Source organism: Arthrobacter sp. AG258 (genome assembly GCF_004364695.1).
In the GTDB taxonomy this organism is placed as follows: Bacteria; Actinomycetota; Actinomycetes; order Actinomycetales; family Micrococcaceae; genus Arthrobacter.
Genome location: NZ_SOBI01000002.1, coordinates 342,190 through 366,570, shown reverse-complemented (window position 1 = coordinate 366,570; position 24,381 = coordinate 342,190). Strand labels below are relative to the sequence as shown.

Sequence of the window (24,381 nt, the reverse complement as noted above, 5' to 3'; positions counted from 1 at the left end):
GCCCCCCGGATTGCGTCGGGGTCCGCTAGTGCTGGTCTTGGCGCGCGATATAGATTTCGCGGAGCAGGAGCAGCACGGCGGCCGCCGTGGGAATCGCAATCAGGGCGCCCAGGACTCCCAGCAGGCTGCCGCCGGCGATGACCGAGATCACCGCCACCGCCCCCGGGACCGCCACTGCCTTCTGCATGATGCGCGGCGAGATGAAGTAGGCCTCGAACTGCAGGTAGGCGAAGTAGCAGATCGCATAGACCGCGGCTGTCTGCCAGCCCTGCGTGAGTGACACCAGGGTGACCACGATGCCCGCGATCATGCCGCCCACCAGTGGAATGAAGGCGAGCAGCACCACCACAAACGCCAGCAGCAAGGCGAACGGTACACCGACAATCGACATCACGATGAAGGCGAACGTGGCGTTGAGCAAGGCGACGCAGGCCTGGCCGATGACGTAGTTGCCCACCGAACGGGTGATTTCCTCCGACAGGGCGGCCACCCGCTTCCGGCGGGATCGCGGTGCCAGGCGGTAGCCCCACTTTTTCATGGCCGGCAGCGCCGCCAGGAAATACAGGCTCAGCACCAGCACGATGAGGGTGCCGAAAAGGCTGTTGGCAAGGGTCGAACCAAATCCGACGACGCCGCCGAAGATGCCACCCATGGCTGCCGGATCGTTCACGAATTTGTTCAGTTCCTCGGTGATGCGGTCCCTGACCCCGAACTGGTCATCGACGCTGCGGAAGAAATCCGAATCCATGAAGCTGCGCACCCAGTCAGGTGCTTGGCGCACGATTTCGGAGACCTGCTCAACGATCGTGGGGATCAGGGTGGCGAAAAACCCGACGACGGCGCCCATCAGCACGGCCACCGAAACGAGGATTCCGGCGGGCCGGGGAATCTTCCGGTTCTCAAGCCAACCCACCACCGGTTCCAGGCCCAGGGCGATGAACAGCGCGGCAACAATCCAGAGCAGCAGCTGCGTGGTGTGGGATCCGATCCAATACACCAGCAGGGCCAGGCCCACACCGACTGTTCCCATGAATCCCATGTACAGCGGATGCTGGGGAGACATCCGCGGCCCGGGATGCCCGAACTGCGGCTCGTCCTCGTCGTCGTACTCCCGCTCGGGAGCCTGGCCGCCGAACTCCGGCGGCATCTCGAACCGAAGCCGGGGCTGGGCACCGGGCAGCGGCTGGCGGAGCCGGCGGACCACCTGGCCGAGGGCCGCTGCGGCGCCGCCCCGCCGTCGGGCCGCTGCCATGGCATGCGGAGCCGGGACAGCCCTGCCCGGATCCCCGGAATTTTCGGCTGCCGGGGAGGACGGGTCCGTCTTGTCAGTCACTGGTTTTTGGGGCCTGTTCCGTGTGTGGCACCGCCTTCGCGGGCCGCTGTGATGATCATCGCAAACACTATCAGCAGGCTTGTCAGCACCAGCCGACGGCACCGCCGGAGCACCTCCGGACTGCCCGCTTGAACCCAGGATTCGGGGTCCCTGGTAACAAAAAGGTTACTATTGAAGGTAAACCCCCGCTGATGATAGGTGTTTCCCTTGCGTTTAAAGACTGCAGCCGCACTTGTGCTGCTCGGCCTCCTGACACTTTTGGCCGGTATTGGCCAGAGAACCATCTGGGCTCCATCCGAGACTTTCACCGCGTCCCTGCCGGCCAACGCCGCCGCGGCCCCGCTGACTGTCATTGACCAGAAGCTGCGCACCTTGCACGGCGGAACCGTCAAGATCTCGGTCCAGGGCGACGGCAACTTCATGCTGGCAACGGGCCGGCCCGACGACGTCAGCGCGTGGGTCGGCAAGACCGCCCACAACACCATCAACGGGGTCTCCGAGGACGGAAAGTCCCTGCAGGTTGAGCATGCCGACGGCGACGCCACTGCGCCCAACCCGGCGGGCTCGGACCTCTGGGCATCCACCGAGAATGCCAGCGGTCAACTGGACTACACCTGGACTCCGCCGGCTGACGGCGACTGGAGCCTCCTGCTTGCCTCCGACGGCACCAAGGCGGCCCCGGCATCGGTGTCCATGACCTTCCCGAACGACACATCCACCCCGTGGGCCGTTCCGCTGATGGTCATCGGCGGATTGCTGATGGTGGGCGGCATTGTGCTGGCTTTGGTGTCCGCGCGGACCAAGGACGGCGAAGGCCGCGACGGCGGCAGCGGCTACGCCCGGCGGGCCCGCGCGCGTTCGCAGGCGCAGTCCACCACCAAGGCCACCATGGTCGCCGCAGGTGTGGCAGCGGTGGTCCTGGCGGGATCCGGCACCGCCGCACAGGCGGCAAGCCCCAGCCCGCAGCCGTCGGGCAGTGCGTCGTCACCGGCGGCCAAGGACGGCACCGGCTCTCCGGTCCTCCTCGAAGCCCAGTTCCGGCGCATCCTGGAGCAGGTCTCGAGCGCGACCGACGCAGGGGACGCCGCCAAGGATGCGGCGAAGCTTGCCGACCGCGTGGCCGGACCCGAGCTGGAGATCCGGACCCAGAACTACAAGATCCGTTCCCAGGTGGGCTCCTACGAGCCCCGCATGCCTGTCCGCTCCACCAAGCTGCTGACCACCGTGATCACCAGCGACCGGGACTGGCCGCGGCAAGTGCTGGCCGTGACCCAGGGCGACGGCAACGTCGTGCCGCAAATCCTGACGCTGGTCCAGCAGTCCCCGCGGGAGAACTACAAGCTGATGGAGACCACCCCCCTCCAGCCGGGCACCACGTTCCCTAACATCAGCCGCGGAGGGACCGAGACGCTGGCCGCGTCGGACAAGACCGGACTGCTCTACAGCGGTGAGGAAGCAATGTCCGGCCTGGCGGACAGGCTCACGTCGGCGGACTCCCCGTTCAAGGACAAGCTGGTCGAGGGCCAGTCCTCGCCGTACATCGCCGACACCCTGTCCTACCAGGCAGAGGTGGTGAAGGCCGGCGAGAACGGCAACTTCTCCTTCACCCACAAGGTGGTGCCGGAAAGCACGGTGGTGTTCCGTACCTCCGACGGCGGGGCCCTCGTCCTGGGCCGCATCAACTTCGGCTTCGAGGGCACCCCCAAGGCTGCCGGTGACAAGCTCAGCATCGGCGACGATGCGGCAGCCCTGGCCGGCGGCAAGGAAACCAGTACCGGCATGGTCTTGAGCTTCGCCGAATCCATGGCCGTCTACGTGCCGCCGGCAGGATCCTCGGACCCGATGAAGCTCGTCGCCGCAACCCGCGGCCTGGTAGGCGCCAGCTTCAAGTAGGCCCTCGACCGTATTACCACCGGCAGCGGCCGGAGTGGCTAGAGTGGGAAACATGAGTTCGCCAGCTTCCCGTCCAGTCCCTCCTGCCGCTGCCAGCCTGCTTAAACTGCGCGGCGCCGTCGACCTTTCCTCGCTGAAGCGGCCCGCAGCTCCCGCGGCGCCGTCCGGCCCGGCAGCCGGCTCGGGCCCGGCGCCTGGCCAGAAGGCGCCCGAAGGCGGAACGGAGCTCACGGTCAACGTCACCGAAGCGAACTTCCAGCAACTCGTTGAACTCTCCGCCCAGGTTCCGGTCGTATTTGCCCTGTGGGCTTCCTACTCACCGGAATCCGGCAGGATGCTGGAGACCCTCGAACGCGTGGTTGCCTCCTTCGGCGGCCGCCTGGTCCTGGGCGCCGCGGACATCGAAGCCTTCCCGCAGCTTGCCCAGGCCTTCCAGGTGCAGGCCGTCCCCACCGCTGTCGCCGTCCTCAAGGGGCAGCCGGTGCCGCTCTTCCAGGGCGCCGCTGACGAACAGCAGGTGCGCAGCCTGTTCGACGAGCTCCTCAAGGTGGCGGCCGCCAACGGTGTGACCGGAAGCCTCGACGGCGGTCCGGCGGGAGAGCAGGAACCCGCGCCGCTTCCGCCGCTGCACCAGGCAGCTTTCGATGCCATCGAAGCCGGCGACTACGCCGCCGCCGCGGAGGCTTACCGCCAGGCCTTGCGGGAAATGCCCTCGGACCACGAGGCCAAAGCCGGGCTGGCACAGGTGGAACTGATGGACCGGCTGCAGCCGCTGTCCGCCCAGGACAGCGAGGCCCTCCGCGCCCGGGCGGCGAACGAGCCGGATAACCTTGATGCGCAGCTGGCGGTGGCGGACCTGGACGTGGCGGGCGGCCATGTGGACGATGCCCTGAACCGCCTCGTTGCGTTCATCGGCAGGAACTTCGGCCCGGAACGGGAAACAGTCCGCGTCCGGCTGCTGGAACTGTTCGACGTCGTGGGCGCCGGAGACGAGCGCGTCGCCAAGGCGCGCCAGGCGCTCGCACGAGTGCTGTTCTAGTGCCTGCCCTGTTCCAGCCCCTGGCCTTGAGGTCGCTCGAGCTGCAGCACCGGGGCTGGGTATCGCCCATGTGCCAGTACAGCTGCGATCCCGACGACGGCCCGGGGGTTCCGAACGACTGGCACCTGGTGCACCTGGGGGCTTTTGCGACGGGCGGCGCGGCGCTGATCCTCACCGAAGCGGCAGCCGTGAACGCCGAGGGCCGGATCAGCCCCCGCGATGCCGGGCTGTACAACGACGAGCAGGCCGGAGCCTGGCAGCGGATCACCTCGTTCGTCCACCGGAACGGCGCCGCCGATGCCAAGATCGGCGTCCAGTTGGCCCACGCCGGACGGAAGGCGTCCACGTATTGGCCGTTCTCCGGCAAGCAGGGCAGTGTCCCGGCCTCGGATGGCGGCTGGCAGACCTTGGGCCCCTCCGAAACCGCCTTCGAAGGGTACGCCGCCCCTGCGGCCATGACCGTGGAGCACATCCGCGGTGTCATTTCCGACTTCGCCGCCGCGGCGGTCCGCGCCGTGGACGCTGGCTTTGACACCGTAGAGATCCACGCCGCGCACGGCTACCTCCTGCACCAGTTCCAGAGCCCGCTGATCAACAAACGCGACGACGAGTGGGGCGGTGACGAAGCCGGCCGGAACCGGCTGACCTTGGCGGTGATCGACTCCGTCCGTGCCGTCATTCCGGATTCCATGCCCTTGCTGCTCCGGATCTCGGCCACCGACTGGGCGCCCGGCGGGGTGGACCTGGCCGCTTCGGTCCGGTTGGCCCGAGAGGCCGCGGCCCGTGGCGTGGACCTGGTGGACGTCTCCAGCGGCGGGGCGGTCGCGCACCAGCAGATCAAACCGGGCCTGGGCTACCAGACAGGATTCTCCGCAGCCATCCGGCAGGAGGCGCACGTGGCCACGGGGGCGGTGGGACTCCTGACCACCCCTGGCCAGGCCGAGCATGCCATTGCCACCGGACAGGCAGACGGGGTCTTTATCGCCCGGGCGGCCCTCCGGGACCCGCACTGGTGGCTGCGCGCGGCCTTCGAACTCGGCTACGACATTACGTGGCCGCCGCAGTACGAGCGCGCCGTGCCGCGGCGTTCCTTCTGACGGCCGCCTGAGCCCATGGACACCCGGCAGCCGGACCACAGCCTGTCATCCGCTGACCGCGCGCTTGAAGCCGGCATCCTTGAGCTGCTGGCATCACGCGCCGCGACGTCCAGCATCTGCCCGTCCGACGCCGCCCGCGCAGTGGGCGGGGCCGACTGGCGGGGACTGATGGAGGCCGCGCGCCAGGCCGCGCGCCGGCTGGTGGAAGCGGGAGAGGTGGAGGTCACCCAAGGCGGTGCCGTCGTGGATCCGGCGTCAGCCAAGGGCCCTATCCGCATCCGCAGGGCCCGGTAAGCGCAACGCACCGGTACGGGGTCAGCCCAGCAGGTCATCCACATAGCACCAGCGCCACTGTTCGCCGGGTTCGATGCTCCGCATGACGGGGTGCCCGGTTTCCTTGAAGTGGCGGCTGGCGTGCCGTCCGGCGGACGAGTCGCAGCAGCCCACCTGGCCGCATGCCAGGCACATGCGCAGATGCACCGGTGTGGTCCCCTCCCGTTCACACCCCGCACAGGCAGGGTTGTCGGGAACCGGGGACAGCATGGCCGCCGTCAGGTGGTCGCAAACGCCCCCGGGTTGGGCCAATCCCTCGCCGCCGGCGTCAGTGGCGGAATCGAGCTCGTTGAGGGACGCGTCCAGCATGGACTCTTCGATGTCCAGCCGTTCGAGGACCTCGCTGAGGACTTCGTGGGCGAAGTCCCCGCCGCGGCGCAGTTCCAGGACCTTGTCCCGTTCGGCTTCCAGCATGGCCATCCGCAGCTGGGCGTAGCGCTGGCTGGGCGTGGTGGACTCCGCCCCCGGCCGGCCCAGGCGTTCCCAGGCGGCCAGGCCCCGCTCCTGCGTCCGGCGCCGCAACATGTCCATGACCTCCGGGGGATCGCTCTCGCGCCGCAGCTGGTCCAGGCGTTCCATTCCCGCGGCGGTGGCCAGCTGCATCAGTGAGGCCTGGTTCAAGGCATCCTCCCGCCTGTCCGGTCCGGGCAGGCCCAGGGCCCGGACCAAGGCAGGCAGCGTGAATCCCTGCAGCACCAGGGTGCCGGCCACTACCACCATGGCGGCCAGGACCAGCACGTTGCGGTGCTCCAGGTCATCGGGCAGCGTCAGGACGGCGGCCAGCGTGACCACACCGCGCATGCCCGCCCAGGACACGATGGCCGGAAATTGCCAGGGCGGTGCCGGGTCTGCCCGCCGTACGGAGGGGATCAGGCGCGGCAGGTAGGTGGCGGGGAAGACCCAGACCGGGCGCAGCACCAGGACGGCCAGCAGGATCATGGCGCAGCCGAGCCACACGCGGCCGGCGCCCAGGGAGTCGTCCTGGACGCTGTCGATAATGGTCCGGACCTGCAGCCCGATCAGCAGGAACACCGCGTTCTCCAGGAGGAACTGCACGGTGTCCCAGTTGCTCCGGGCACTTTGCCGGGCTGCACCGTTGGGCATCGAGGGTGCTTTGGTGCCCATGACCAGGCCGGTGACGACGACGGCGAGCACCCCTGATGCGTGGATGGCTTCGGCGGGGAGGAACGCAACGAACGGAGCCATCAGCGACGCCGAGGTGTTGATGGCGACGTTGCTGATCCGTTTCCGGATTTCGGTGAGGACGTACGCGGCGGCGAGGCCCACCACCAGTCCGCCGCCGGCGGCCAGCACGAACCCTCCGGCCACGTCCAGGGCTGAGACGGAGCCGGCGATGGCCGCGACGGCGGCCCGGAGGCAGACCAGCGCGGTGGCGTCGTTGAGCAGCGATTCGCCTTCGAGGATGTTGACGATCCGCCGGGGCATGCCCACCTTCCGGGCGATGGCGGTGGCGGCCACCGCGTCCGGGGGTGCCACCACCGCGCCCAGCGCAATGGCGGCGGCCAACGGGATCTCCGGGAACAGCAACCACACCACCAGCCCGACGGCCAGGGTGCCGAAGATGACATACCCCACGGACAGGAGGCCAATGGACCGGCGGTTCGAGGTGAAGTCGAACAGTGATGTCCGGAACGCCGCCGCATACAGCAGTGGAGGCAGCAGGCCCACCAGCACCAGTTCGGGATTCAGCTCAACGGGGGGAATGAAAGGCAGAAACGAGCCCGCCACGCCGGCCAGGACCAGCAGCAGCGGCACGGGGATATTGAATCTGCGGCCGATGGCGCTGGCGGCGCACACCACAGCAACGATTACCAGCAGGCCCAGCGCAATGTCCATGACGATAGTCTCCCACCCCGCACAGCGCGCTTCCGCGGGCTAGGCTGGCACCATGACTGCTCCGCTCCCTGACCAGGCGTCGAATTCCGGGCCCATCCCGGCCCTGTCCATCCGCGGGCTGGCCAAGAGGTTCGGCGGAAAGATCGCGGTGGACGGCATCAGCCTGGAGGTTCCGGCCGGCTCATTCTTTGGCATCGTGGGTCCCAACGGTGCGGGCAAAACCACAACCTTGTCCATGGCCACGGGGCTGTTGCGCCCTGACTTTGGCACCGCCGTGGTCCATGGGGTGGATGTCTGGCAGCATCCGCTGGAGGCAAAGCGCTTGATGGGAATCCTGCCCGACGGTGTCCGCCTCTTCGACCGGCTCACCGGCGAACAACTCATTACCTACGCCGGGTTGCTGCGCGGCATGGACAAGGCCGTGGTGGCGGCCCGGGTGGCGGATCTCCTCGCGGCAATGGACCTGGCCCAGGACGCCGAGACGTTGGTGGTGGACTATTCCGCCGGCATGACCAAGAAGATCGCCCTTGCCTCCGCCATGATCCATGCCCCGCGGCTCCTGGTCCTGGACGAACCATTCGAAGCAGTGGACCCGGTCTCCGCCGCTAACATCCGCTCCATCCTGGACCGGTACGTCGCTTCCGGGGGCACCGTCATCGTGTCCAGCCATGTGATGGACCTGGTGCAGCGCATGTGCGACCACGTGGCCGTCGTGGCCCGCGGCCGGGTCCTGGCCGCGGGGACGGTTGACGAGGTCCGTGCCGGTGCTTCCCTGGAGGACCGGTTCGTGCAGCTCGTGGGCGGCCACAGCCACACGGAAGGGCTCGAATGGTTGCGCACCTTCTGAGGCTCAAGCTCACGCTGCTGCGAAACGGACTGCGCCGCAGCCCCTGGCAGCTGGTGGGTATGGCCATCGCGGGGATCTATGCGCTGGGCCTGGTGGCCATGCTCGTCATCGCCCTGGTCCTGCTGCGGAACGCCGGCACCGGAACCGCCTACACGGCCGTGGTGCTGGGCGGTTCTGCCGCCGTGCTCGGCTGGGGCGTCATCCCGGTGGTGGCCTCCGCCACGGACATGACCTTGGATCCGGCACGCTTCACGACCTTCGCCATTCCCATGAGGCAGCTGCTGGCAGGCCTTGCCCTTGGTGGCCTCATCGGTATTCCGGGCCTTGCCACCACCCTGGTCGCCCTGGCCACGGTAGCCACCTGGTCCCGCGGTGTCCTGCCCGCGCTGGCGGCCCTCGTGGGCGCGTGCCTGGGAGTCATGACGTGCGTCGTGCTGGCAAAGGTTGTCACCACCGCCACGGCGGGCCTCGCCGCGTCCCGGCGGTTCAAGGACATCAGCGCCATCGCCTTCATGGTTCCCCTGGTGCTGCTCGGTCCCATCGTGGCGGCCGTCGGCCGCGGGGTGTCGGCCTCCACGGGGTTCCTGCCGGATGTCGCCGGGACCCTGTCCTGGACCCCGCTGGGCGCGCCATGGGCGCTCGGCGGTGACGTCGCTGCCGGCCGGCCGGCTGCGGCTGCCGTGAAACTGCTGGTGTCGGTGGCGGTCCTGGCCGGCCTGGCCTGGTGCTGGAAGCTGCTGCTGGAAAGGGCCCTCGTCACGCCGCCGTACACCGGTGCCGGCAAACGGAAAGGCGGCCGCCTTGGGCTGCTCGGGGTCCTTCCCCCCACCCCGGCAGGCGCCGTGATGGCGAGGTCACTGACCTACTGGCTCCGGGACCCGCGGTATTCCGGTTCGCTCGTGGTGATCCCTCTGCTTCCCGTGATCATGCTGTTCCAGGGTGCGCAGACAGGCCACTACGGGGGCGTGGCCTTCCTTGCCCCGGTCTCGGCGTTCATCCTTGCCTGGTCCATCTCCGCCGACGTGTCCTACGACAACACCGCGTTCGCCCTGCACGTGGCCACCGGGGTCCGCGGCGTGGCGGACCGGCTGGGCCGGTCCCTCGCGTGCCTTGCCTTCGCCCTGCCGGTGGTCCTGGTGTTCGCGGTGGGGGCTGCGGCGCTGACCCGCGACTGGGCTGCGTTGCCCGGCCAGCTGGGGCTTAGTTTGGGGATCCTGTTCAGCGGCCTTGGCTTGTCTTCGGTGGTGTCTGCCCGGTACACAGTCACGGTTCCGCTGCCCGGCGACAGCCCGTTCAAGAAGCCGCCCGGGAACGTCGGCCAGACCCTCGCCGTGCAGTTTGTGGGGATGCTGGTCCTGCTGGTCCTGGTACTCCCCGAGGCAGCCCTGCTGGTGGCACAGGCCGTGACGGGCAGCGCCTTGTTCGGGTGGATCAACCTGGCCGTCGGCCTCCTCCTGGGCCTGGTCCTTTTCGCGGCCGGTGTCCGCCTGGGCGGCAAATGGCTTGACGCCAGGGGCCCGGAACTCCTGGCACAGGTTTCCGTCAACCGCTGACAACCCCGGAGGGAAGAGCATGGAAATCGTCATCCTCGGCAGCGGCAGGCAAGCCGGAAGGCTCGCGGCCGACGCCATCGAGAAACTGGTCCGGCGCAAACCCGATGCGGTGCTTGGCCTTGCCACCGGGTCCTCACCGCTGCCGGTCTATGACGAACTCGCAGCCCGGCACCAGCAGGGCCTGGACTTCAGCAGGACTTCCGGGTTCGCGCTGGACGAATACGTGGGCCTGCCCTCCGGGCACGCTGAGTCCTACCGGGAGGTGATCCGCCGGGAATTCACCAACCGGGTGAACATCGCGCCGGAAAACGTCCACGGACCGGACGGAACCGCCGAGGATATCCCGGCAGCCTGCGCCGCGTATGAGCGAGCCATCGCCGCGGCCGGTGGTGTGGACCTGCAGCTGCTGGGCGTGGGCACCGACGGCCACATCGGTTTCAACGAACCGGGCTCGTCCTTTGCCTCACGGACCAGGATCAAAAGCCTGATCGAACAGACACGCCGGGACAACGCCAGGTTCTTCAACAGCCTCGCCGAGGTCCCGCACCACGTACTCACCCAGGGCCTGGGCACCATCATGGCAGCACGGCATGTGATCCTCCTCGCCACCGGCGCGCAAAAGGCCAAAGCCGTCCGCGACTTCGTGGAAGGCCCGGTGGCGGCCATCTGCCCGGCCTCGATCCTGCAGTTCCACCCCCATGCCACGGTCCTGCTGGACGAGGCCGCGGCATCCGCCCTGAAACTCGCGGATTTCTATCGCCACACCTATGAGAACAAGCCCGGCTGGCAAGGCTTGTAGGCGATGTACCGGCCGACGCGTGCGTCCCAGAACGCGACGACGACGGCCCCTGCCGCACCCCGGCGCGGGCGTGCCGCCGTCGAACGCCCGGCCACCGGAAAGGCTAAGATGGATGCCATGACTAGCATGACGGACCCTCTCGAAAACGACCCGATGCGCGAGCTTTCCGGGGCTGGAACGTCCACGGCCACCATCGAGCGCGAGGAACTGCGCCAAGAGGTGGAACCGGGCGACCGGGAGCGCTTTGCCCACTATGTGCGCAAGGAAAAGATCATGGAGTCGGCTTTGACGGGCGAGCCCGTCATCGCGCTGTGCGGCAAAGTCTGGACGCCGGGCCGGGACCCGCAGAAATTCCCGGTGTGCCCCGAGTGCAAGGAAGTCTATGAGGGCCTCCGGCCGGGCAATGACGGCGGGAAGGGTCCGGGCGACTCGGGCAACAATAAGTAGTGACGGAGACGCTCTTTGGCGGCCCCACCCTGCCTCCGGCTTATCCGGAACGTGCAGCCTGGGGAACCGCGCCCAAACTCCGTGCCTGGCAGCAGGAAGCACTCGACCTCTACCTGGCGAAAAGTCCCCGTGACTTCCTTGCGGTGGCAACCCCCGGCGCCGGTAAGACCACCTTCGCGCTCCGGATTGCCTCGACGCTGATCGATTCCGGTGCCGTGAACCGGGTGACCATCGTGGCGCCCACCGACCACCTGAAGCGGCAGTGGGCTGACGCCGCCGCCAAGGTGGGCATCGCCATCGATCCCAACTTCAAGAACTCCGACGGCCAGCACGGCCGCGGATTCATCGGTGTTGCGGTTACGTATGCGCAGGTGGCCAGCAAGCCCTTGCTGCACCGCGCCAAGACCGAGGCCGCCCGGACGCTGGTGATCCTCGACGAGATCCACCACGGCGGCGAAGCCCTGTCCTGGGGCGATGGCCTCCGCGAGGCCTTCGATCCGGCGGTGCGGCGGCTGTCCCTGACCGGAACCCCCTTCCGTTCGGACACCTCGCCCATCCCGTTCGTGGAGTATGCGGAGGACCGGGAAGGCATCCGCCGCTCCAAGGCGGACTACACCTACGGTTATGGCAACGCCCTGCGCGACCACGTGGTCCGGCCGGTGATGTTCATGGCCTACTCCGGCCAGATGCGCTGGCGCACCAGCGCGGGCGAAGAGATGGCCGCCTCGCTCGGGGAGGCAGCCGTCACCAAGGACATCACCAGCCACGCCTGGCGAACCGCACTGAATCCGGCGGGGGAGTGGATCCCCGCTGTCCTGGCCGGCGCGGACAAGCGGCTCAGCGAAGTCCGGCGCACCGTACCGGACGCCGGCGGCCTGGTCATCGCCACGGACCATGAAGATGCGCGTGCCTACGCCGGGCAGCTGAAGAAGATCACCGGTGAATCGCCCACCGTCATCCTGTCGGACGATGCCAAGGCCTCCAGCAAGATCGAGGAATTCTCCGCCGGCGAGAAGCGCTGGATGGTTGCGGTCCGCATGGTGTCCGAAGGCGTGGACGTGCCCCGGCTCTCCGTGGGCGTCTACGCAACGTCCACCTCCACACCGTTGTTCTTCGCCCAGGCCGTGGGACGTTTCGTGCGTGCCCGCAAGAGGGGCGAAACGGCGTCGGTCTTCCTGCCGTCCGTGCCGCAGCTGATGGCGCTGGCCAACTCCATGGAAATGGAACGCGACCACGCGCTGGACCGGCCGGAAAAAGAGGACGGCGACGGACTCTTCAACCCCGAAGACTCGCTGATGGAAGAGGCCAACCGGGAAGAAAAGGCCTCCGACAGCCTCACCAAGGGCAAGTTCGAGGCACTCGACTCGCAGGCCTCCTTCGACCGGGTCCTCTTTGACGGCGGCGAGTTCGGCACCGGCGGCGAGGTAGGGTCCGACGACGAAATGGACTTCCTGGGAATTCCGGGCCTGCTGGACGCAGAGCAGGTGGGGACGCTCCTGCGCCAGCGCCAGCACGAACAACTGAACCGGAAGAACCGGAAGGCCCCAACCGCCGAAAGCCAGGTTCCCGCCGTCCCTGACCACCGGATGCTGATGGACCTGCGCAACGAGCTGGCCAAGAACGTGGCGGCGTGGGCCGCCCGGACGGGCACCCCGCACGGCGTGGTCCATACCAAGCTGCGCACCGTGTGCGGCGGCCCCCCGGTGGCACAGGCCAACGAGGAACAGCTGCAGTCCAGGCTCCGGAAGCTCCAGGACTGGTTCATCGGCCGTAAATAGGCCTCAGGCGATATCCACGCCGCCCAGTTCCATTTCGGCTACGGCGTCTTCGAGGTCGGCGGCAATCCCTGCCGTCAGGGACCGCACCACGGTGACGCCGTAGCCCGCCTGGACCGCGTCCAGCGAGGTGGCCTTCACGCAGTAGTCGGTGGCGATGCCCACCACCACCACGTCTTCGACGTCATGGCTCTGCAGCCAGTCATCGAGCCCGATCGCGTCCTCGTCCACTCCCGACGCGTCCAGGGACCCGGCCATTGCGCCGGCCTGGCGCTCCCCGGTAGGAACGGCGTCCTCGGGAGCCAACAGGCCCTCGAACCCCGAATACGCGGCCGCGAACTGGCCCTTCCGGAAATACGCGTCGATGTACTCGGTGTCCAGGTCCGGGTGCAGTTCGGCGCCACGGGTTCCGGCCACGCAGTGCCGGGGCCAGCTGTCAACAAAATCGGGCGTGTCGGAGAAATGGCTGCCCGGATCGATGTGCCAGTCCTGGGTGGCCACCACGAAGTCGAATTCGTTGTGGTGGGCGTCCAGGTACTCGCTGATGGCGCCGGCCACGGCCGCACCACCGTCCACGGCGAGCGAGCCGCCCTCGCAGAAATCGTTCTGGACATCGACGATGATCAGTGCGCGGGACATCAGTCCTCCTCAGTGGTCTTCATAGAACGTGGGAATGGCGGGCTCGCCCCGCTGAAGGCGGTTCACCACCGGGGGGAGCTCCGCCATGGAATCGGCGTGCCGCTGCCGTGCGCGGACCACGCCTTCGTGCCCGGTCCATCCCGGTAGCAGTTCGCCGTTCTTCATGAACTGCTGCAGCAGCGGCCGGTCGTTGCCGTCATCCTCCGGCCGGTGGCCCACCCCCACAACCTCGGCCGTGGCGGTGCCGCGCTCGTCCAGTTTCCGCAACGCATACTTCCGGCCGCCCACGCTGGCCTTGTTCTTGGCCGCCTTGGCCACGGAGACGAAGTTTCCGGCGTCGTCCGTCCTGCTGACCAGCTTGTAGACCATGCTGGCCGTGGGAGCCCCGGAGCCGGTGACCAGTGAGGTCCCCACGCCGTAGGAATCAACGGGCGCGGACTGCAGCGCAGCGATGGCGTACTCATCAAGGTCCGACGTGACCACGATCTTCGTGTGCTCGTTACCGAGGTCGTCGAGCAGCCGGCGTACCCACTGTGCCTGGGCGACGAGGTCGCCGGAGTCCAGCCGGACCGCGCCCAGCCGTGGCCCTGCCAGGTCCACTGCCGTGCGGACTGCCTTCTCGACGTCGTATGTGTCCACCAACAGGGACGTGCCTTCGCCCAGCGACGCGATCTGGGCCTCGAAAGCCGCCCGCTCGTTATCGTGCAGCAGCGTGAACGAGTGCGCGGCCGTACCCACCGTGCGGATGCCGTAGCGTGCGCCCGCTTCCAGGTTGGAGGTGCTGTCAAAGCCGGCGATCACGGCAGCCCGCGCGGCGGACGCCGCAGCCTCCTCGTGCGTCCGGCGCGAACCCATTTCGATGCACGGCCGGCCGCCGGCCGCGCTGACCATCCGGGACGCTGCGGAGGCAATGGCGCTGTCGTGGTTAAGGACGGAGAGCAGGTATGTCTCGAGCATGCACGCCTCGGCGAAGGAGGCCTCGACGATCAGGATGGGGGAGTTCGGGAAGTAGGCTTCGCCCTCCGCGTAGCCCCAGATGTCCCCGGAGAACCTGTAGTTGGCCAGGTACTCCAGGGTTTCCCGGTTGACCACCCTGGTACGTTCCAGGAAGTCCAGCTCAGCCTCGCCGAACCGGAAGCTTGCGATGCCCTCCAGCAGGCGGCCGGTACCCGCCACAATTCCGTAGCGCCGGCCGTCCGGCAGCCGCCGGGCGAAGGCCTCGAACACCGATTTGCGGTGCGCCGCCCCCGAATGGAGGGACGCCTGCAGCATGGTCAGCTCGTAATGGTCGGTGTAAAAGGACGTGCGGGGATGGTCCCAGCCGGCGGAGGTGCTCACGAAAGTCACTCTAGTCCCCACCGGCTCCCTCGTCTCGCTTCGCTTCGCCGTGGGGCCCTCGCCGGTGTGGGCCCACCCGCCGGCTCCCTCGTCTCGCTTCGCTTCGCCGTGGGGCCCTCGCCGGTGTGGGCCCACCCACCGGCTCCCTCGTCTCGCTTCGCTTCGCCGTGGGGCCCTCGCCGGTGTGGGCCCACCCATAGAATGGACAGATGACCATAAGCGTTGCGCCCGGCCCCGATACACGGGAGGGCGTCCGGACCGGCACAGCGGAGTCCACCGACTCCCTCACCGCTCCGGACATCCCCTGGAACCTGGTGATCTGGAACGATCCCGTCAATCTCATGAGCTACGTAAGCTACGTCTTCCAAAGCTACTTCGGCTACTCCGAGACCAAAGCCAACAAGCTCATGATGGAGGTCCACAAGAAGGGCCGCTCGATCGTGGCCGCAGGCAGCAAGGAACAGGTGGAACGCCACGCGGTGGCGATGCACGGGTTCGGGTTGTGGGCCACGGTGGAAAAGGCCAGCGGCGGCCACGGCGGCAAAACCGGGAAGTCCGGCGGTCCGGGCCAGGGTAAGGGGAAGCGTGGCTAAGGCATTCAAATACGGCCTCAAGGGCATCACCGGGTTCCTGGAACCTGCCGAACGGGACCTGCTGCGCAGCCTGATCGATGACGTCATCTCCATGCTCCAGCCGGAGGAACGCGACGGACAGGACCCGCTGGCTGCCCTCATTGGCCTGGACATGGACGTTGCCGAACCTACGGACCGCGCGGTCAAGCGGCTCCTTCCCAACATCTCGAAGAACGACGACGCCGCGTCCCTGGAGTTCCGCCAGCTCACCGAGCGCTCGCTGCGGGAAACAAAAATCGGGGCGCTCCGTGCGGCGGCGCTGGACCTGGACAAGGATGAGATCGTCCTGACGCCGGAGGGGGCAAAGCACTGGTCCATGGCGCTCAATGACGTCCGGCTCGTCCTGGCAGAGCGGCTGGACATCCGCGACGAGGCCGACGCCGAACACGTCCACCGCATGCAGGACTGGTCCCAGGCCGAGGATGTGGAAAGCTACCTGGCCCTGGTTTACAACTTCACCACGTGGCTTCAAGAGTCCGTGGTCCAGGCCATGCTGCAGTCCCTGGAAACCCGCCGGTGAGCTGCGGCGGCCAGGGGGAGGCCGTTGGTTGTGACACATTCGACATGAGTCGCTGGACACAAGATGATGGCTGAGCCTTCCGGGAAGACCTATCCTCGAATAATCATGACAACAGCCTCGAGCACGGACCCGACGTTGGATGCGCAGCCTGCCGGCGACGGCGACCTCCCGGCCGCCGCACCGGAAACCCGGCCCATCGGCGTCTTCGACTCCGGTGTTGGCGGGCTCACCGTGGCCCGCTCCATCATTGACCAGCTGCCCAACGAATCGATCCTCTACGTCGGCGATACCGCCCACGGACCGTACGGCCCGCTGCCCATCGCCGAGGTGCGCGCCAACGCCCTGGGCGTGATGGACGAACTGGTGGACTCCGGTGTCAAGCTGCTCACCATCGCCTGCAACTCGGCGTCGGCCGCGGTCCTTCGGGACGCCCGCGAGCGGTACACCGCCAAATACGGCATCCCCGTCATCGAGGTCATCCAGCCCGCCGTGCGCCGCGCCGTCGCCGCCACCCGCAGCGGGAAAATCGGCGTGATCGGCACCTCCGCTACGGTGGGCTCGCGCGCGTACGAGGACACTTTCGCCGCCGCGCCGGACCTGGACATCACGTCCGTGGCATGCCCCGAATTCGTCAGCTATGTCGAGGCCGGCATCACCACCGGGCCGGCGCTCTTGGCCGTCGCAGAGGAATACCTGGCGCCCCTCAAGGCCGCCGGGGTGGACACGGTGGTCCTGGGCTGCACGCACTACCCGCTGCTGACCGGCGTCATCTCCTACGTGATGGGCGCGGACGTCACCTTGGTTTCCAGCGCCGAGGAGACAGCCAAAGACGTCTACCGCGCGCTGGCCACCCACAACCTGCAACGCCCGTCCGGCACCCCGCCCGAGCACCACTTCGTGGCCACTGGCGACGCCGGCCAGTTCGAGGCGCTCGCCCGGAGGTTCCTGGGCCCCGAGGTCCTCTCCGTCCGGCACGTGGACCACGTCGCCGCGCAATACCCCACCGGCAGCCTAGCCCGCATCACGCCGGAAATGATTGCCGCCGCCCAGGCCGCGCGCGGACGCCCCCGGATCTCCAATTTCGTGGGCGGCGGACTCGCCGACGCCGGCCGAGCCGGAGGACCCCGCCCGTGAAGCTGACCATCGTGGGGTGCACTGGCTCCTTCCCCGGGCCCGGCTCCCCGGCGTCGTGCTACCTGCTGACCGCCACCGACGGCGAGCGGACCTGGAAGGTGGTGATGGACCTCGGCAGCGGTGCGCTGGGCGCCATCCAGCGGTACACCGACCTGGAGGACATCGACGCCATCTTCCTCACCCACCTGCACCCGGACCACTGCATGGACCTGTGCGGCCTGCACGTCGCCATCCGCTGGAAGCCCGGCGGCTGGGGCCGCGGCCGCATCCCGGTGTGGGGCCCTGCCGCGACGGCCAACCGGATGGCCACCGCCTACGGCCTGGACCCGGATCCCGGCATGCACGAGGAATTCGATTTCAGCAACTGGACCGAACGTGAACCCGTGACCGTGGGGCCGTTTACCGTCACGCCCTTCGCCGTCAACCACCCCATCGAGGAGGCCTACGCCCTGCGGGTGGAGGTGGTGGAACCCGGCAAGGACGGCGTCCCCGTCACCCGGACGCTCACGTACTCCGGCGACACCGACTCCTGCGCCGGGCTTGAGGAAGCCGCCAAGGACGCGGACCTGTTCCTGTGCGAGGCAGCCTTCGAAGAGGGCCGCGACGACGGCATCAAGGACGTGCACCTGACCGGAAAGCGGGCGGGGGAGACCGCAGCCGTGGCCGGGGCCCGCCGGCTCCTGCTGACCCACATTCCGGTGTGGACATCGCCCACCACCGTCATGGCCGAGGCCCGGCCGGTTTTTCCCGGCGACGTGGCCGTGGCAGTGGCCGGTGTCCACTACGCGATCTAGCGGCGGGCCGCACTCGATAAGCTAAAGGCATGACATCTGAAGCAACTACAGTGCCCATCGTGCGCGCCGACGGCCGTGCCCCCGACCAGCTCAGGCCCATCAGCATCACCCGCGGATGGTCCAACCAGGCTGAGGGATCGGCACTGATCGAGTTCGGCAACACCCGGGTGCTGTGCACGGCCTCCCTGACTGCCGGCGTTCCCCGCTGGCTTAAAGGCGAAGGCCGCGGCTGGGTCACCGCCGAGTATGCCATGCTGCCCCGTGCCACCAATACGCGCTCGGACCGGGAATCGGTCAAGGGCAAGATTGGCGGCCGCACCCACGAGATCTCGCGCCTGATCGGGCGTTCGCTGCGCTCCATCATCGACACCAAGGCGCTGGGCGAAAACACCATCGTGCTGGACTGCGACGTGCTGCAGGCCGACGGCGGCACACGCACCGCCGCTATCACCGGGGCCTATGTGGCGCTGGCGGACGCCATCCGGTTCGCCCGCGACACCAAGCTCATCGCCAAGAACGCCCAGCCACTCCTCGACACCATTGCCGCCGTCTCGGTCGGTATCATCGACGGCGTTCCCATGCTGGACCTGCCGTACGTGGAGGACGTCCGGGCCGAAACAGACATGAATGTCGTGGTCACCGGCTCCGGCAAATTCGTCGAGGTCCAAGGCACAGCGGAAGGCGCCCCGTTTGACCGGGAGGAGCTGAACCAGCTTCTGGACCTGGCCCTGCTGGGCACCACGCAGCTGGCCGCCATCCAGCGCGAAACCTTGGCGGACGCCCTGTGAGTGCACCCTCACCCAAGCTCGTGCTCGCCACGCACAACGCCGGGAAACTGCGCGAACTCCGTGAACTGCTGCGCGGGCAGGTGTCCGGGCTCGACGTCGACACCCAGGTGGTGGACGCTGCGGCGGCAGGTGCGCCGGACGTCGTCGAAACCGGGGTGACCTTTGCCGAGAATTCGCTGCTGAAGGCCCGGGCGGTGGCCGGGGCCACCGGCCTGGTGGCCATCGCCGACGACTCCGGGCTTGCCGTGGATGTCATGGGCGGGGCGCCGGGCATCTTCTCCGCCCGCTGGGCGGGACGGCACGGTGACGACGCCGCCAATCTTGAACTGCTGTTGAACCAGCTGTCGGACGTTCCCGATGAGCATCGCGGCGCGGCGTTCGTCTGCGCGGCTGCCCTGGCAGTGCCCGCCGGCACCGCAGGGCCGGGCCGCGAGGTGGTGGAGTACGGCCAGCTGGAGGGCGTCCTCCTGCGCGAACCACGGGGTGACGGCGGCTTCGGCTACGATCCGGTGCTGCAGCCGGCCGGCGAGAACCGGAGCTGCGCCGAGCTCTCCGCCGACGAGAAGAACGCCATCAGCCACCGCGGCAAGGCCTTCCGTGCCCTGCTGCCCGCCATCGTGGCAGCCCTGGAAGCAGCGGGCTGAAGGTAGCGGCACGCCGCACAACAGAAAAGGTGCGCATCCCGCCGGGGTGCGCACCTTTTTCCGGATGTGGGGCCGGACTATTCCTGCCGGCCGCCGGGGAGCTTGCGCGGAGTCTTCTGCTCCGCTTCGGGTCCGTGCTCCTCGATAAATTCGTCGACGGCGTCGGTGCCGTAGGCCTGCGCCTGGCGCCTGGCTGACATGCCGCGCAGGAGTTCAATGCCGATGGGCACGACGGAGACCAGCACGATGGCGATGAAGATGATGTCCAGGTTGTCCCGGACCCACGGAACGGTGTCGCCCAGCAGGAACCCGAGCAGTGTCACGCCGCCACCCCAGAGCAGCGCACCGATGACGTTGTAGATGAAGAATTTGCGCTTGCTCATCTGCGCCACGCCGACGATTACGGGCACAAAGGTCCGGATGATGGGAACGAAACGGGCCAGGATAAGCGCCTTGCCGCCATGCTTTTCAAAGAACGCGTGCGCGCTCTCGACGTTCTCGCGCTTGAAGAGTTTGGAGTCGGGCTTGTTGAAGAGGGGAGGGCCCGCTTTGGAACCGATCAGGTATCCCGCCTGGTTGCCGATGATGGCGGAGACCACGATCAGCAGGGCCAGGAGCCAGATGTTGAACTTGATGGTGCCCGTGGCAACCAGCAGGCCGGCAGTGAACAGCATGGAGTCGCCGGGAAGGAAGAACCCCACCAGCAGGCCGGTCTCGGCGAAGACGATGCCGCATACCAGCAGGACCACCCACGGGGCGAGCGCCGGATCGGCCAGGAAGACCTGGGGGTTCAGCCAGTCGGGCAGGAAGGAGGCCATTGGCGGCTGCACCGGACCCGCGCCGCCCAGCATGGACACAGCGAGGTGGTTCATCACAGGAAAGTTCACCCCTCAAGCGTACTTGACCGGCCTGCGCCTCCCGGGCCTGTCCCTCCCGGCCCGGGGCCGCCGTCGGCGGTAAGGTGGGGGCCGTGGGTTTGGACTTTACGGCGATCGACTTCGAAACAGCCAACGGCTTCCGGGGCTCCCCCTGCTCGGTGGGCCTGACAAAGGTACGGGGCGGCAAGATTGTCGACGAGGCCTCCTGGCTGATGCGGCCGCCGGCCGGCTACGACCACTTTGACCACCACAATGTCCGGATCCACGGAATCACCCCTGCCGACGTTGCGGTGCAGCCGCGGTTCGGGGAGCTGTTCCCTGAAATCGGGGCGTTCATCGGCGAGGACGTACTGGCCGCGCACAACGCAGCCTTCGACCTGGGCGTCATCCGCTCTGCGCTGGAAGTGTCAGGGCTGCCGGGCCCGGCCTACGACTACGTCTGCACGGTCATGTTGTCGCGCCGTTGCTATTCGCTGGTCTCCAATTCGCTTCCCTTTGCCGCAGAGGAAGCGGGCGTGCCGCTGGTGAACCACCACGATGCTGCGGAGGATGCCCGGGCCTGCGCCGGCATCCTGATCGACATTGCAGCCCGCAACGGTGCCAACAGCATCGCCGAACTGTACCTTTCCCTGGGTTTGGCCATGCCGCGCCAGCAGGCGTTTGATCCCGCCACCGGCGAAGTGTCGAAGCCCAGCCTGGCGGCCATGTCCGGCGCCTCAGGCAACGGCGCGGCGCTGGTGCGGCGGTTCCAGTACGGTTGGCCCGAAGAAGGGCTCAATCCCGAACCAAACGCCGACGCCGAGCCCGGCCACCCGCTGTACGGCCAGACCGTCGTATTCACCGGGCAGCTTTCCATCGGCCGCCCGGACGCCAAACTCCGCTCGGCCCACCACGGTGCCCGAACCGAGAGCCGGGTGACCGGCCGCACCACCGTCCTGGTGGTGGGGGATGGGTTTGTGGCCTCGGACCTTCGCTCCGGACGGTTGACCGGGAAGGCACGGCGTGTCCTGGAGCTCCATGACCGCGGGCAGGCCATCGAGGTGTTGTCCGAGGGCGAGTTCCTGCAGATGGTGGGCAGTGCAGCCGTCCCCGGGGCCCGCTTGAACGCCCGCACCGAACCCGCCGGAGCGGATGCCTTCGCGCCGGCCCTCAACGCCTGAGGCGGCCTCGCGGTATCCTCCCGGGTTCATCGGGCGCAACAAATCTTGGCCGCCGGGCGCTACCCTCCTAGCCTTGCGTGATGAGCTCCTTGTTCGCTTTCCCCAACCCGGTCAACGAGTATGCGGCCCGCACCACGGCCGCCCTGGTGGTACTGCTCTCGGTGGTCACGGCAGTGACTGGTTCCGTGTGGGGCCTGCTGGCCATCGCCGTCGGGTTCTGGCTGCGGCTGCTCTTCGGCCCGCGGATCTCACCGTTGGCCGTCCTCTCCGTGAAGGTCATCACCCCGCGGCTGGGAAAGGTGAAGCTCGTTCCCGGGCCGCCAAAGCGCTTTGCCCAGGGCATCGGCGCGGCCGTCTCCACGGCCGCCCTGCTGCTGTTCGCGTCCGGCCTGGGCCTGGCAGCGTGGTTGCTGCTGGGGATCCTGGTAGTGGCGGCATCGCTTGAAGCGTTTGCCGGATTCTGCCTGGGTTGCACGATTTTCGGCTTCCTGCAGCGCCGCGGAGTGATCCCCGAGGATGTCTGTGAGGCCTGCAGCAACATCAGCCTTCGCCGGTCGTGACCCGCACCAGCTGATCCGCCATCCCACGGACCACCTCCGGGCCTTCCAAGGCGCCGAGCCATGGGGCGGGCAGGCAGTCCTCGCCGTACCAGGCGCCCAGGATGTTGCCCGCCAGGGAGCCGGCGGTGTCGCTGCCGCCGCTGTGGTTCACCGCCACGGCCATGGCGTCCCGGAAGTGCTGTTCCGGCAGCACCGGGGCGCCCCCGGCCGGAAGCGTGGCGAGGACGGCGTAGAGTGCGACGGCGAGAGCCTCCTCCGCGAACCAGCCCTCGCCCAGTGCCTGGATCAGTTCCTCGGGCGGAAGAACTGCCGTCTCTGCGAGCCGCAGGGCCGCTTCAAGCCGGTGGGGCAGCTCCGGTGCCACGTGCGGGATGGTGGCCGCGTGCGCGGTCACGGCGGAGGCGGCTTCCCGGAGCTCCTCTCCGGCGACCAGGCGGTGGATCAGGAGGCTGAAGACACCGGAACTTTGGCGTGCTGCCGGGTGGCCGTGGGTCAGTGACGCGGCATCGGAACTCAACTTATAGGCCGCCTCGGGCGAGATGTGCGGGATCAACCCGAACGGCGCCGAGCGCATCACCGTGCCGGCACCTTTCGAGTCCGGATTAACGGGCCGCACCGACGTTCCCATCTCACCGGTGGCCAGGCCGCTGATGCAGTCCTGCTCCGGGTGGCGCTGCTGCCGCAGCACGTCGTTGCTGTCGATCCAGCGCGGCTGGGGAGCCGGTGCGGACGGCCCGGCGTCTATGCCCTGGGTGGCCAGCCAGCGCAGGTAGGCCAGCCAGACACACGCATTCACGTTCGCGCCCACACCGGAGTTGGCCCACTCCAGCGCCTCCACCAGGCCGTCCACGGTGTAGAGGGTCAATTGCGTGTCGTCGGAGAAATGGCAGGGGCCGGAGAGGTCTTCAAAGCCTGTCAGGCCGTGGGCGCCGAACCGCCGGCGGATCTCGTCGATGGAATCGAACTCCACGGCGTAGCCCAGCGCGTCGCCCAGGGCCCCGCCCAAGAGGGAGCCGTGGATCCGGGACTGGGGAGTGGGCGTGCCGTGGTCGATGCTCATGGAGACAAATTTACCGTCCGGACGCACTCCGAACGGTTGGGGGCGCGTCCGGCGGTGGGGAACCGGGAAGCGGGTGCGGACAGCAGGTGTCCAGCAAACGCCCAGACTGGGCTGGAATACTGCTCGGGTTGCCTGCGCTGCCCGCCGCCCCTGCCGGCCGGGGCGGCTCCGCAACCCCAGAAAGCACCCGACGAGCAAAGGTCCAGCCATGAGCACCCCTGTCCCAGCCCGCGACGCACTGCAGCCCGGCGGCACGGATCCCGCCAGCCGGGCACTGCTGCCCCGCCTGGCAGCCGAGGCTTTCGGCAGCCTCTTCCTGGCGGTGGCCGGGCTGGGCGTACCGCTGTTCAGCATTCCGCAGTCCAGCCCGGTACCCGCGGCCCTGGCTGCCGGCCTCGCCATCACGGCCGCCATGCTCGCTTTCGGGCATATCTCCGGTGGCCACTTCAACCCGGCCATCACCTTGGGCCATCTCCTGGCCGGCCGGATCCGGGCCGGGGCGGCCGCAGCGTACGCCGCCGCCCAGCTCGTGGGCGCCCTGGTGGGTGCCCTTGCCTTGTTCGGCATCCTGCGTACCCTGCCCGGCATTCCCGACAGCCGGACCGCCTTCGATACGGTGGCCGCCGGCTTCGGCGACCATTCCATCATCCAGGCACCCCTTGCCGCGGTTGTGCTGCTGGAATTGCTGGGAGCCGCAATCATCGTGGCCATCTTCCTGGGGGCTGCCGGCCGGGACAACGGCGGCCTGCGCGATAACGCCGGCGTGGAGGGCAGCAGCCGGACGGTTGCCGCCGTTGCCGTCGGCCTGTCCTTCGCGGCGCTGCTCCAGGTGGGCCAGTCCGTCGGCAACCTGCCTTTCAACCCCGCCCGGGCCCTCGCCTCTGCCGTTTTCAGCTCCGGTGCGGCGCTGGGCCAGGTGTGGGTATTCCTGGTGGCCCCGCTGGCTGGCGCCGCCATCGCGGGCCTGGTGTTCCGGATTTCAGGCACGGCTGACGCCACGCACAGCGCCGCAGCGGCGGACGCTGCCGACCACGACGACGACGCGAGTGTGGAAGCAGGTGGCGGGGACGCCGGGGCCGGGTCTTCGCCGGTCCAGTCCCGGATCGACGATGACGCCGACGCTCCGGGTGCGGAGCCGAACCCTTCGGCGGCACGCACTGCCGCACCGGAGGGGCAGGCACGCAACGTCAGCGAGGCCCAGGAGTTCTTCGAGGGCAAGCGATCCTGATCAGTCCGGGCCGCGGCGGTTTCCGCCACTGTC

At 68.3% G+C, this 24,381-nt stretch carries 24 protein-coding genes; 18 read left to right on the top strand and 6 right to left on the bottom strand.

All coding sequences use genetic code 11. The features are described 5' to 3' along the window. Positions 1 to 25: 25 nt before the first annotated feature. Positions 26 to 1,252, bottom strand: coding sequence for an AI-2E family transporter (locus DFO47_RS04950; protein WP_231369829.1), 1,227 nt, complete (start codon positions 1,250 to 1,252; stop codon positions 26 to 28). A gap of 288 nt (positions 1,253 to 1,540) precedes the next feature. Here DFO47_RS04950 and DFO47_RS04945 point away from each other — a divergent pair, with 288 nt between their 5' ends. Genes DFO47_RS04945 through DFO47_RS04930 form a run of 4 tightly spaced genes read left to right on the top strand, consistent with a single transcriptional unit; the run spans position 1,541 to position 5,656 of the window. Next, a complete protein-coding gene (locus DFO47_RS04945; protein ID WP_026264237.1) occupies positions 1,541 to 3,226 on the top strand; it encodes a hypothetical protein in 1,686 nt (561 codons plus the stop codon). Between the two features lie 52 nt (positions 3,227 to 3,278). Further along, positions 3,279 to 4,265, top strand: coding sequence for a tetratricopeptide repeat protein (locus DFO47_RS04940; protein ID WP_133830899.1), 987 nt, complete (start codon positions 3,279 to 3,281; stop codon positions 4,263 to 4,265). Further along, positions 4,265 to 5,362 (top strand): NADH:flavin oxidoreductase/NADH oxidase, encoded by a 1,098-nt coding sequence (locus DFO47_RS04935; RefSeq protein WP_018760106.1) that lies wholly within the window; start codon positions 4,265 to 4,267, stop codon positions 5,360 to 5,362. Before DFO47_RS04940 ends, DFO47_RS04935 begins: the two co-directional genes overlap by 1 nt. Before the next feature lie 15 nt (positions 5,363 to 5,377). Continuing rightward, positions 5,378 to 5,656, top strand: coding sequence for a DUF3253 domain-containing protein (locus DFO47_RS04930; protein WP_133830898.1), 279 nt, complete (start codon positions 5,378 to 5,380; stop codon positions 5,654 to 5,656). Positions 5,657 to 5,677: 21 nt separating this feature from the next. Here DFO47_RS04930 and DFO47_RS04925 read toward each other — a convergent pair whose 3' ends face one another. Further along, complete coding sequence (locus tag DFO47_RS04925; RefSeq protein WP_133830897.1) at positions 5,678 to 7,552, bottom strand: Na+/H+ antiporter; 1,875 nt, start codon at positions 7,550 to 7,552, stop codon at positions 5,678 to 5,680. A gap of 52 nt (positions 7,553 to 7,604) precedes the next feature. On the opposite strand from DFO47_RS04925, the gene DFO47_RS04920 reads away from it, so the two are divergent. From DFO47_RS04920 to DFO47_RS04900, 5 genes are all read left to right on the top strand, one after another. Next, a complete protein-coding gene (locus DFO47_RS04920) occupies positions 7,605 to 8,399 on the top strand; it encodes an ABC transporter ATP-binding protein (RefSeq protein WP_133830896.1) in 795 nt (264 codons plus the stop codon). After that, a complete protein-coding gene (locus DFO47_RS04915; protein WP_133830895.1) occupies positions 8,381 to 9,952 on the top strand; it encodes a transporter in 1,572 nt (523 codons plus the stop codon). The genes DFO47_RS04920 and DFO47_RS04915 overlap by 19 nt, the downstream gene beginning before the upstream one ends. A 19-nt stretch (positions 9,953 to 9,971) precedes the next feature. After that, positions 9,972 to 10,751 (top strand): glucosamine-6-phosphate deaminase, encoded by a 780-nt coding sequence (gene nagB / locus DFO47_RS04910; protein WP_133830894.1) that lies wholly within the window; start codon positions 9,972 to 9,974, stop codon positions 10,749 to 10,751. Between the two features lie 108 nt (positions 10,752 to 10,859). Further along, positions 10,860 to 11,198, top strand: coding sequence for a DUF3039 domain-containing protein (locus DFO47_RS04905; RefSeq protein WP_018760100.1), 339 nt, complete (start codon positions 10,860 to 10,862; stop codon positions 11,196 to 11,198). Then, complete coding sequence (locus DFO47_RS04900) at positions 11,198 to 12,976, top strand: DEAD/DEAH box helicase (protein ID WP_133830893.1); 1,779 nt, start codon at positions 11,198 to 11,200, stop codon at positions 12,974 to 12,976. The genes DFO47_RS04905 and DFO47_RS04900 overlap by 1 nt, the downstream gene beginning before the upstream one ends. 3 nt (positions 12,977 to 12,979) lie before the next feature. Here the strand turns inward: DFO47_RS04900 and DFO47_RS04895 are convergent, their stop codons facing one another. Continuing rightward, positions 12,980 to 13,612 carry an isochorismatase family protein gene (locus tag DFO47_RS04895; RefSeq protein WP_133830892.1) on the bottom strand — a complete coding sequence of 211 codons (633 nt, stop codon included), beginning with the start codon at positions 13,610 to 13,612 and terminating at the stop codon, positions 12,980 to 12,982. A gap of 9 nt (positions 13,613 to 13,621) precedes the next feature. Then, complete coding sequence (locus DFO47_RS04890) at positions 13,622 to 14,950, bottom strand: nicotinate phosphoribosyltransferase (RefSeq protein ID WP_026264234.1); 1,329 nt, start codon at positions 14,948 to 14,950, stop codon at positions 13,622 to 13,624. Positions 14,951 to 15,159: 209 nt separating this feature from the next. Between DFO47_RS04890 and clpS the strand changes: the two genes are divergently transcribed. The 6 genes from clpS (at position 15,160) to rdgB (ending at position 19,462) form a co-directional block, all read left to right on the top strand. After that, complete coding sequence (gene clpS, locus DFO47_RS04885; RefSeq protein WP_018760096.1) at positions 15,160 to 15,543, top strand: ATP-dependent Clp protease adapter ClpS; 384 nt, start codon at positions 15,160 to 15,162, stop codon at positions 15,541 to 15,543. Continuing rightward, positions 15,536 to 16,102: a DUF2017 domain-containing protein gene (locus DFO47_RS04880; RefSeq protein ID WP_018760095.1), complete on the top strand. Its 567-nt coding sequence runs from the start codon at positions 15,536 to 15,538 to the stop codon at positions 16,100 to 16,102. Before clpS ends, DFO47_RS04880 begins: the two co-directional genes overlap by 8 nt. 66 nt (positions 16,103 to 16,168) lie before the next feature. After that, positions 16,169 to 17,236: a glutamate racemase gene (gene murI / locus DFO47_RS04875; protein ID WP_043423663.1), complete on the top strand. Its 1,068-nt coding sequence runs from the start codon at positions 16,169 to 16,171 to the stop codon at positions 17,234 to 17,236. Then, positions 17,233 to 18,030 carry an MBL fold metallo-hydrolase gene (locus DFO47_RS04870; protein WP_018760093.1) on the top strand — a complete coding sequence of 266 codons (798 nt, stop codon included), beginning with the start codon at positions 17,233 to 17,235 and terminating at the stop codon, positions 18,028 to 18,030. Before murI ends, DFO47_RS04870 begins: the two co-directional genes overlap by 4 nt. 29 nt (positions 18,031 to 18,059) lie before the next feature. Next, positions 18,060 to 18,818, top strand: coding sequence for a ribonuclease PH (gene rph, locus DFO47_RS04865; RefSeq protein WP_133830891.1), 759 nt, complete (start codon positions 18,060 to 18,062; stop codon positions 18,816 to 18,818). Then, positions 18,815 to 19,462, top strand: a complete 648-nt coding sequence (gene rdgB, locus DFO47_RS04860) for an RdgB/HAM1 family non-canonical purine NTP pyrophosphatase (protein ID WP_133830890.1) — start codon at positions 18,815 to 18,817, stop codon at positions 19,460 to 19,462. Before rph ends, rdgB begins: the two co-directional genes overlap by 4 nt. 77 nt (positions 19,463 to 19,539) lie before the next feature. Here rdgB and DFO47_RS04855 read toward each other — a convergent pair whose 3' ends face one another. Then, positions 19,540 to 20,334 carry a VTT domain-containing protein gene (locus DFO47_RS04855; RefSeq protein WP_133831067.1) on the bottom strand — a complete coding sequence of 265 codons (795 nt, stop codon included), beginning with the start codon at positions 20,332 to 20,334 and terminating at the stop codon, positions 19,540 to 19,542. A gap of 98 nt (positions 20,335 to 20,432) precedes the next feature. Between DFO47_RS04855 and DFO47_RS04850 the strand changes: the two genes are divergently transcribed. Next, the gene (locus DFO47_RS04850; protein ID WP_133830889.1) at positions 20,433 to 21,500 is read left to right on the top strand and encodes an exonuclease domain-containing protein; all 1,068 of its coding nucleotides are present in this window, start codon (positions 20,433 to 20,435) and stop codon (positions 21,498 to 21,500) included. A gap of 80 nt (positions 21,501 to 21,580) precedes the next feature. After that, complete coding sequence (locus tag DFO47_RS04845; protein WP_026264232.1) at positions 21,581 to 22,060, top strand: DUF4395 domain-containing protein; 480 nt, start codon at positions 21,581 to 21,583, stop codon at positions 22,058 to 22,060. Here the strand turns inward: DFO47_RS04845 and DFO47_RS04840 are convergent. Beyond that, a complete protein-coding gene (locus DFO47_RS04840) occupies positions 22,041 to 23,120 on the bottom strand; it encodes an ADP-ribosylglycohydrolase family protein (RefSeq protein WP_133830888.1) in 1,080 nt (359 codons plus the stop codon). The two genes, DFO47_RS04845 and DFO47_RS04840, sit on opposite strands and share 20 nt — an antisense overlap. A 208-nt stretch (positions 23,121 to 23,328) precedes the next feature. Between DFO47_RS04840 and DFO47_RS04835 the strand changes: the two genes are divergently transcribed. Further along, entirely contained in the window at positions 23,329 to 24,348 is a 1,020-nt protein-coding gene (locus tag DFO47_RS04835) for an aquaporin (protein WP_133830887.1), read from the top strand. Positions 24,349 to 24,381: the final 33 nt, after the last annotated feature.

Excerpts from the sequence above, each read along its gene's own strand:
- rph (WP_133830891.1), top strand. The coding sequence starts at position 18,060 with ATGACATCTGAAGCAACTACAGTGCCCATCGTGCGCGCCGACGGCCGT.
- DFO47_RS04895 (WP_133830892.1), bottom strand. The coding sequence starts at position 13,612 with ATGTCCCGCGCACTGATCATCGTCGATGTCCAGAACGATTTCTGCGAG.
- DFO47_RS04835 (WP_133830887.1), top strand. The coding sequence starts at position 23,329 with ATGAGCACCCCTGTCCCAGCCCGCGACGCACTGCAGCCCGGCGGCACG.
- DFO47_RS04845 (WP_026264232.1), top strand. The coding sequence starts at position 21,581 with ATGAGCTCCTTGTTCGCTTTCCCCAACCCGGTCAACGAGTATGCGGCC.
- DFO47_RS04855 (WP_133831067.1), bottom strand. The coding sequence starts at position 20,334 with ATGAACCACCTCGCTGTGTCCATGCTGGGCGGCGCGGGTCCGGTGCAG.
- DFO47_RS04915 (WP_133830895.1), top strand. The coding sequence starts at position 8,381 with ATGGTTGCGCACCTTCTGAGGCTCAAGCTCACGCTGCTGCGAAACGGA.
- nagB (WP_133830894.1), top strand. The coding sequence starts at position 9,972 with ATGGAAATCGTCATCCTCGGCAGCGGCAGGCAAGCCGGAAGGCTCGCG.
- DFO47_RS04925 (WP_133830897.1), bottom strand. The coding sequence starts at position 7,552 with ATGGACATTGCGCTGGGCCTGCTGGTAATCGTTGCTGTGGTGTGCGCC.
- DFO47_RS04940 (WP_133830899.1), top strand. The coding sequence starts at position 3,279 with ATGAGTTCGCCAGCTTCCCGTCCAGTCCCTCCTGCCGCTGCCAGCCTG.
- DFO47_RS04840 (WP_133830888.1), bottom strand. The coding sequence starts at position 23,120 with ATGAGCATCGACCACGGCACGCCCACTCCCCAGTCCCGGATCCACGGC.
- DFO47_RS04930 (WP_133830898.1), top strand. The coding sequence starts at position 5,378 with ATGGACACCCGGCAGCCGGACCACAGCCTGTCATCCGCTGACCGCGCG.
- clpS (WP_018760096.1), top strand. The coding sequence starts at position 15,160 with ATGACCATAAGCGTTGCGCCCGGCCCCGATACACGGGAGGGCGTCCGG.
- DFO47_RS04920 (WP_133830896.1), top strand. The coding sequence starts at position 7,605 with ATGACTGCTCCGCTCCCTGACCAGGCGTCGAATTCCGGGCCCATCCCG.
- DFO47_RS04950 (WP_231369829.1), bottom strand. The coding sequence starts at position 1,252 with ATGGCAGCGGCCCGACGGCGGGGCGGCGCCGCAGCGGCCCTCGGCCAG.
- murI (WP_043423663.1), top strand. The coding sequence starts at position 16,169 with ATGGCTGAGCCTTCCGGGAAGACCTATCCTCGAATAATCATGACAACA.
- DFO47_RS04905 (WP_018760100.1), top strand. The coding sequence starts at position 10,860 with ATGGATGCCATGACTAGCATGACGGACCCTCTCGAAAACGACCCGATG.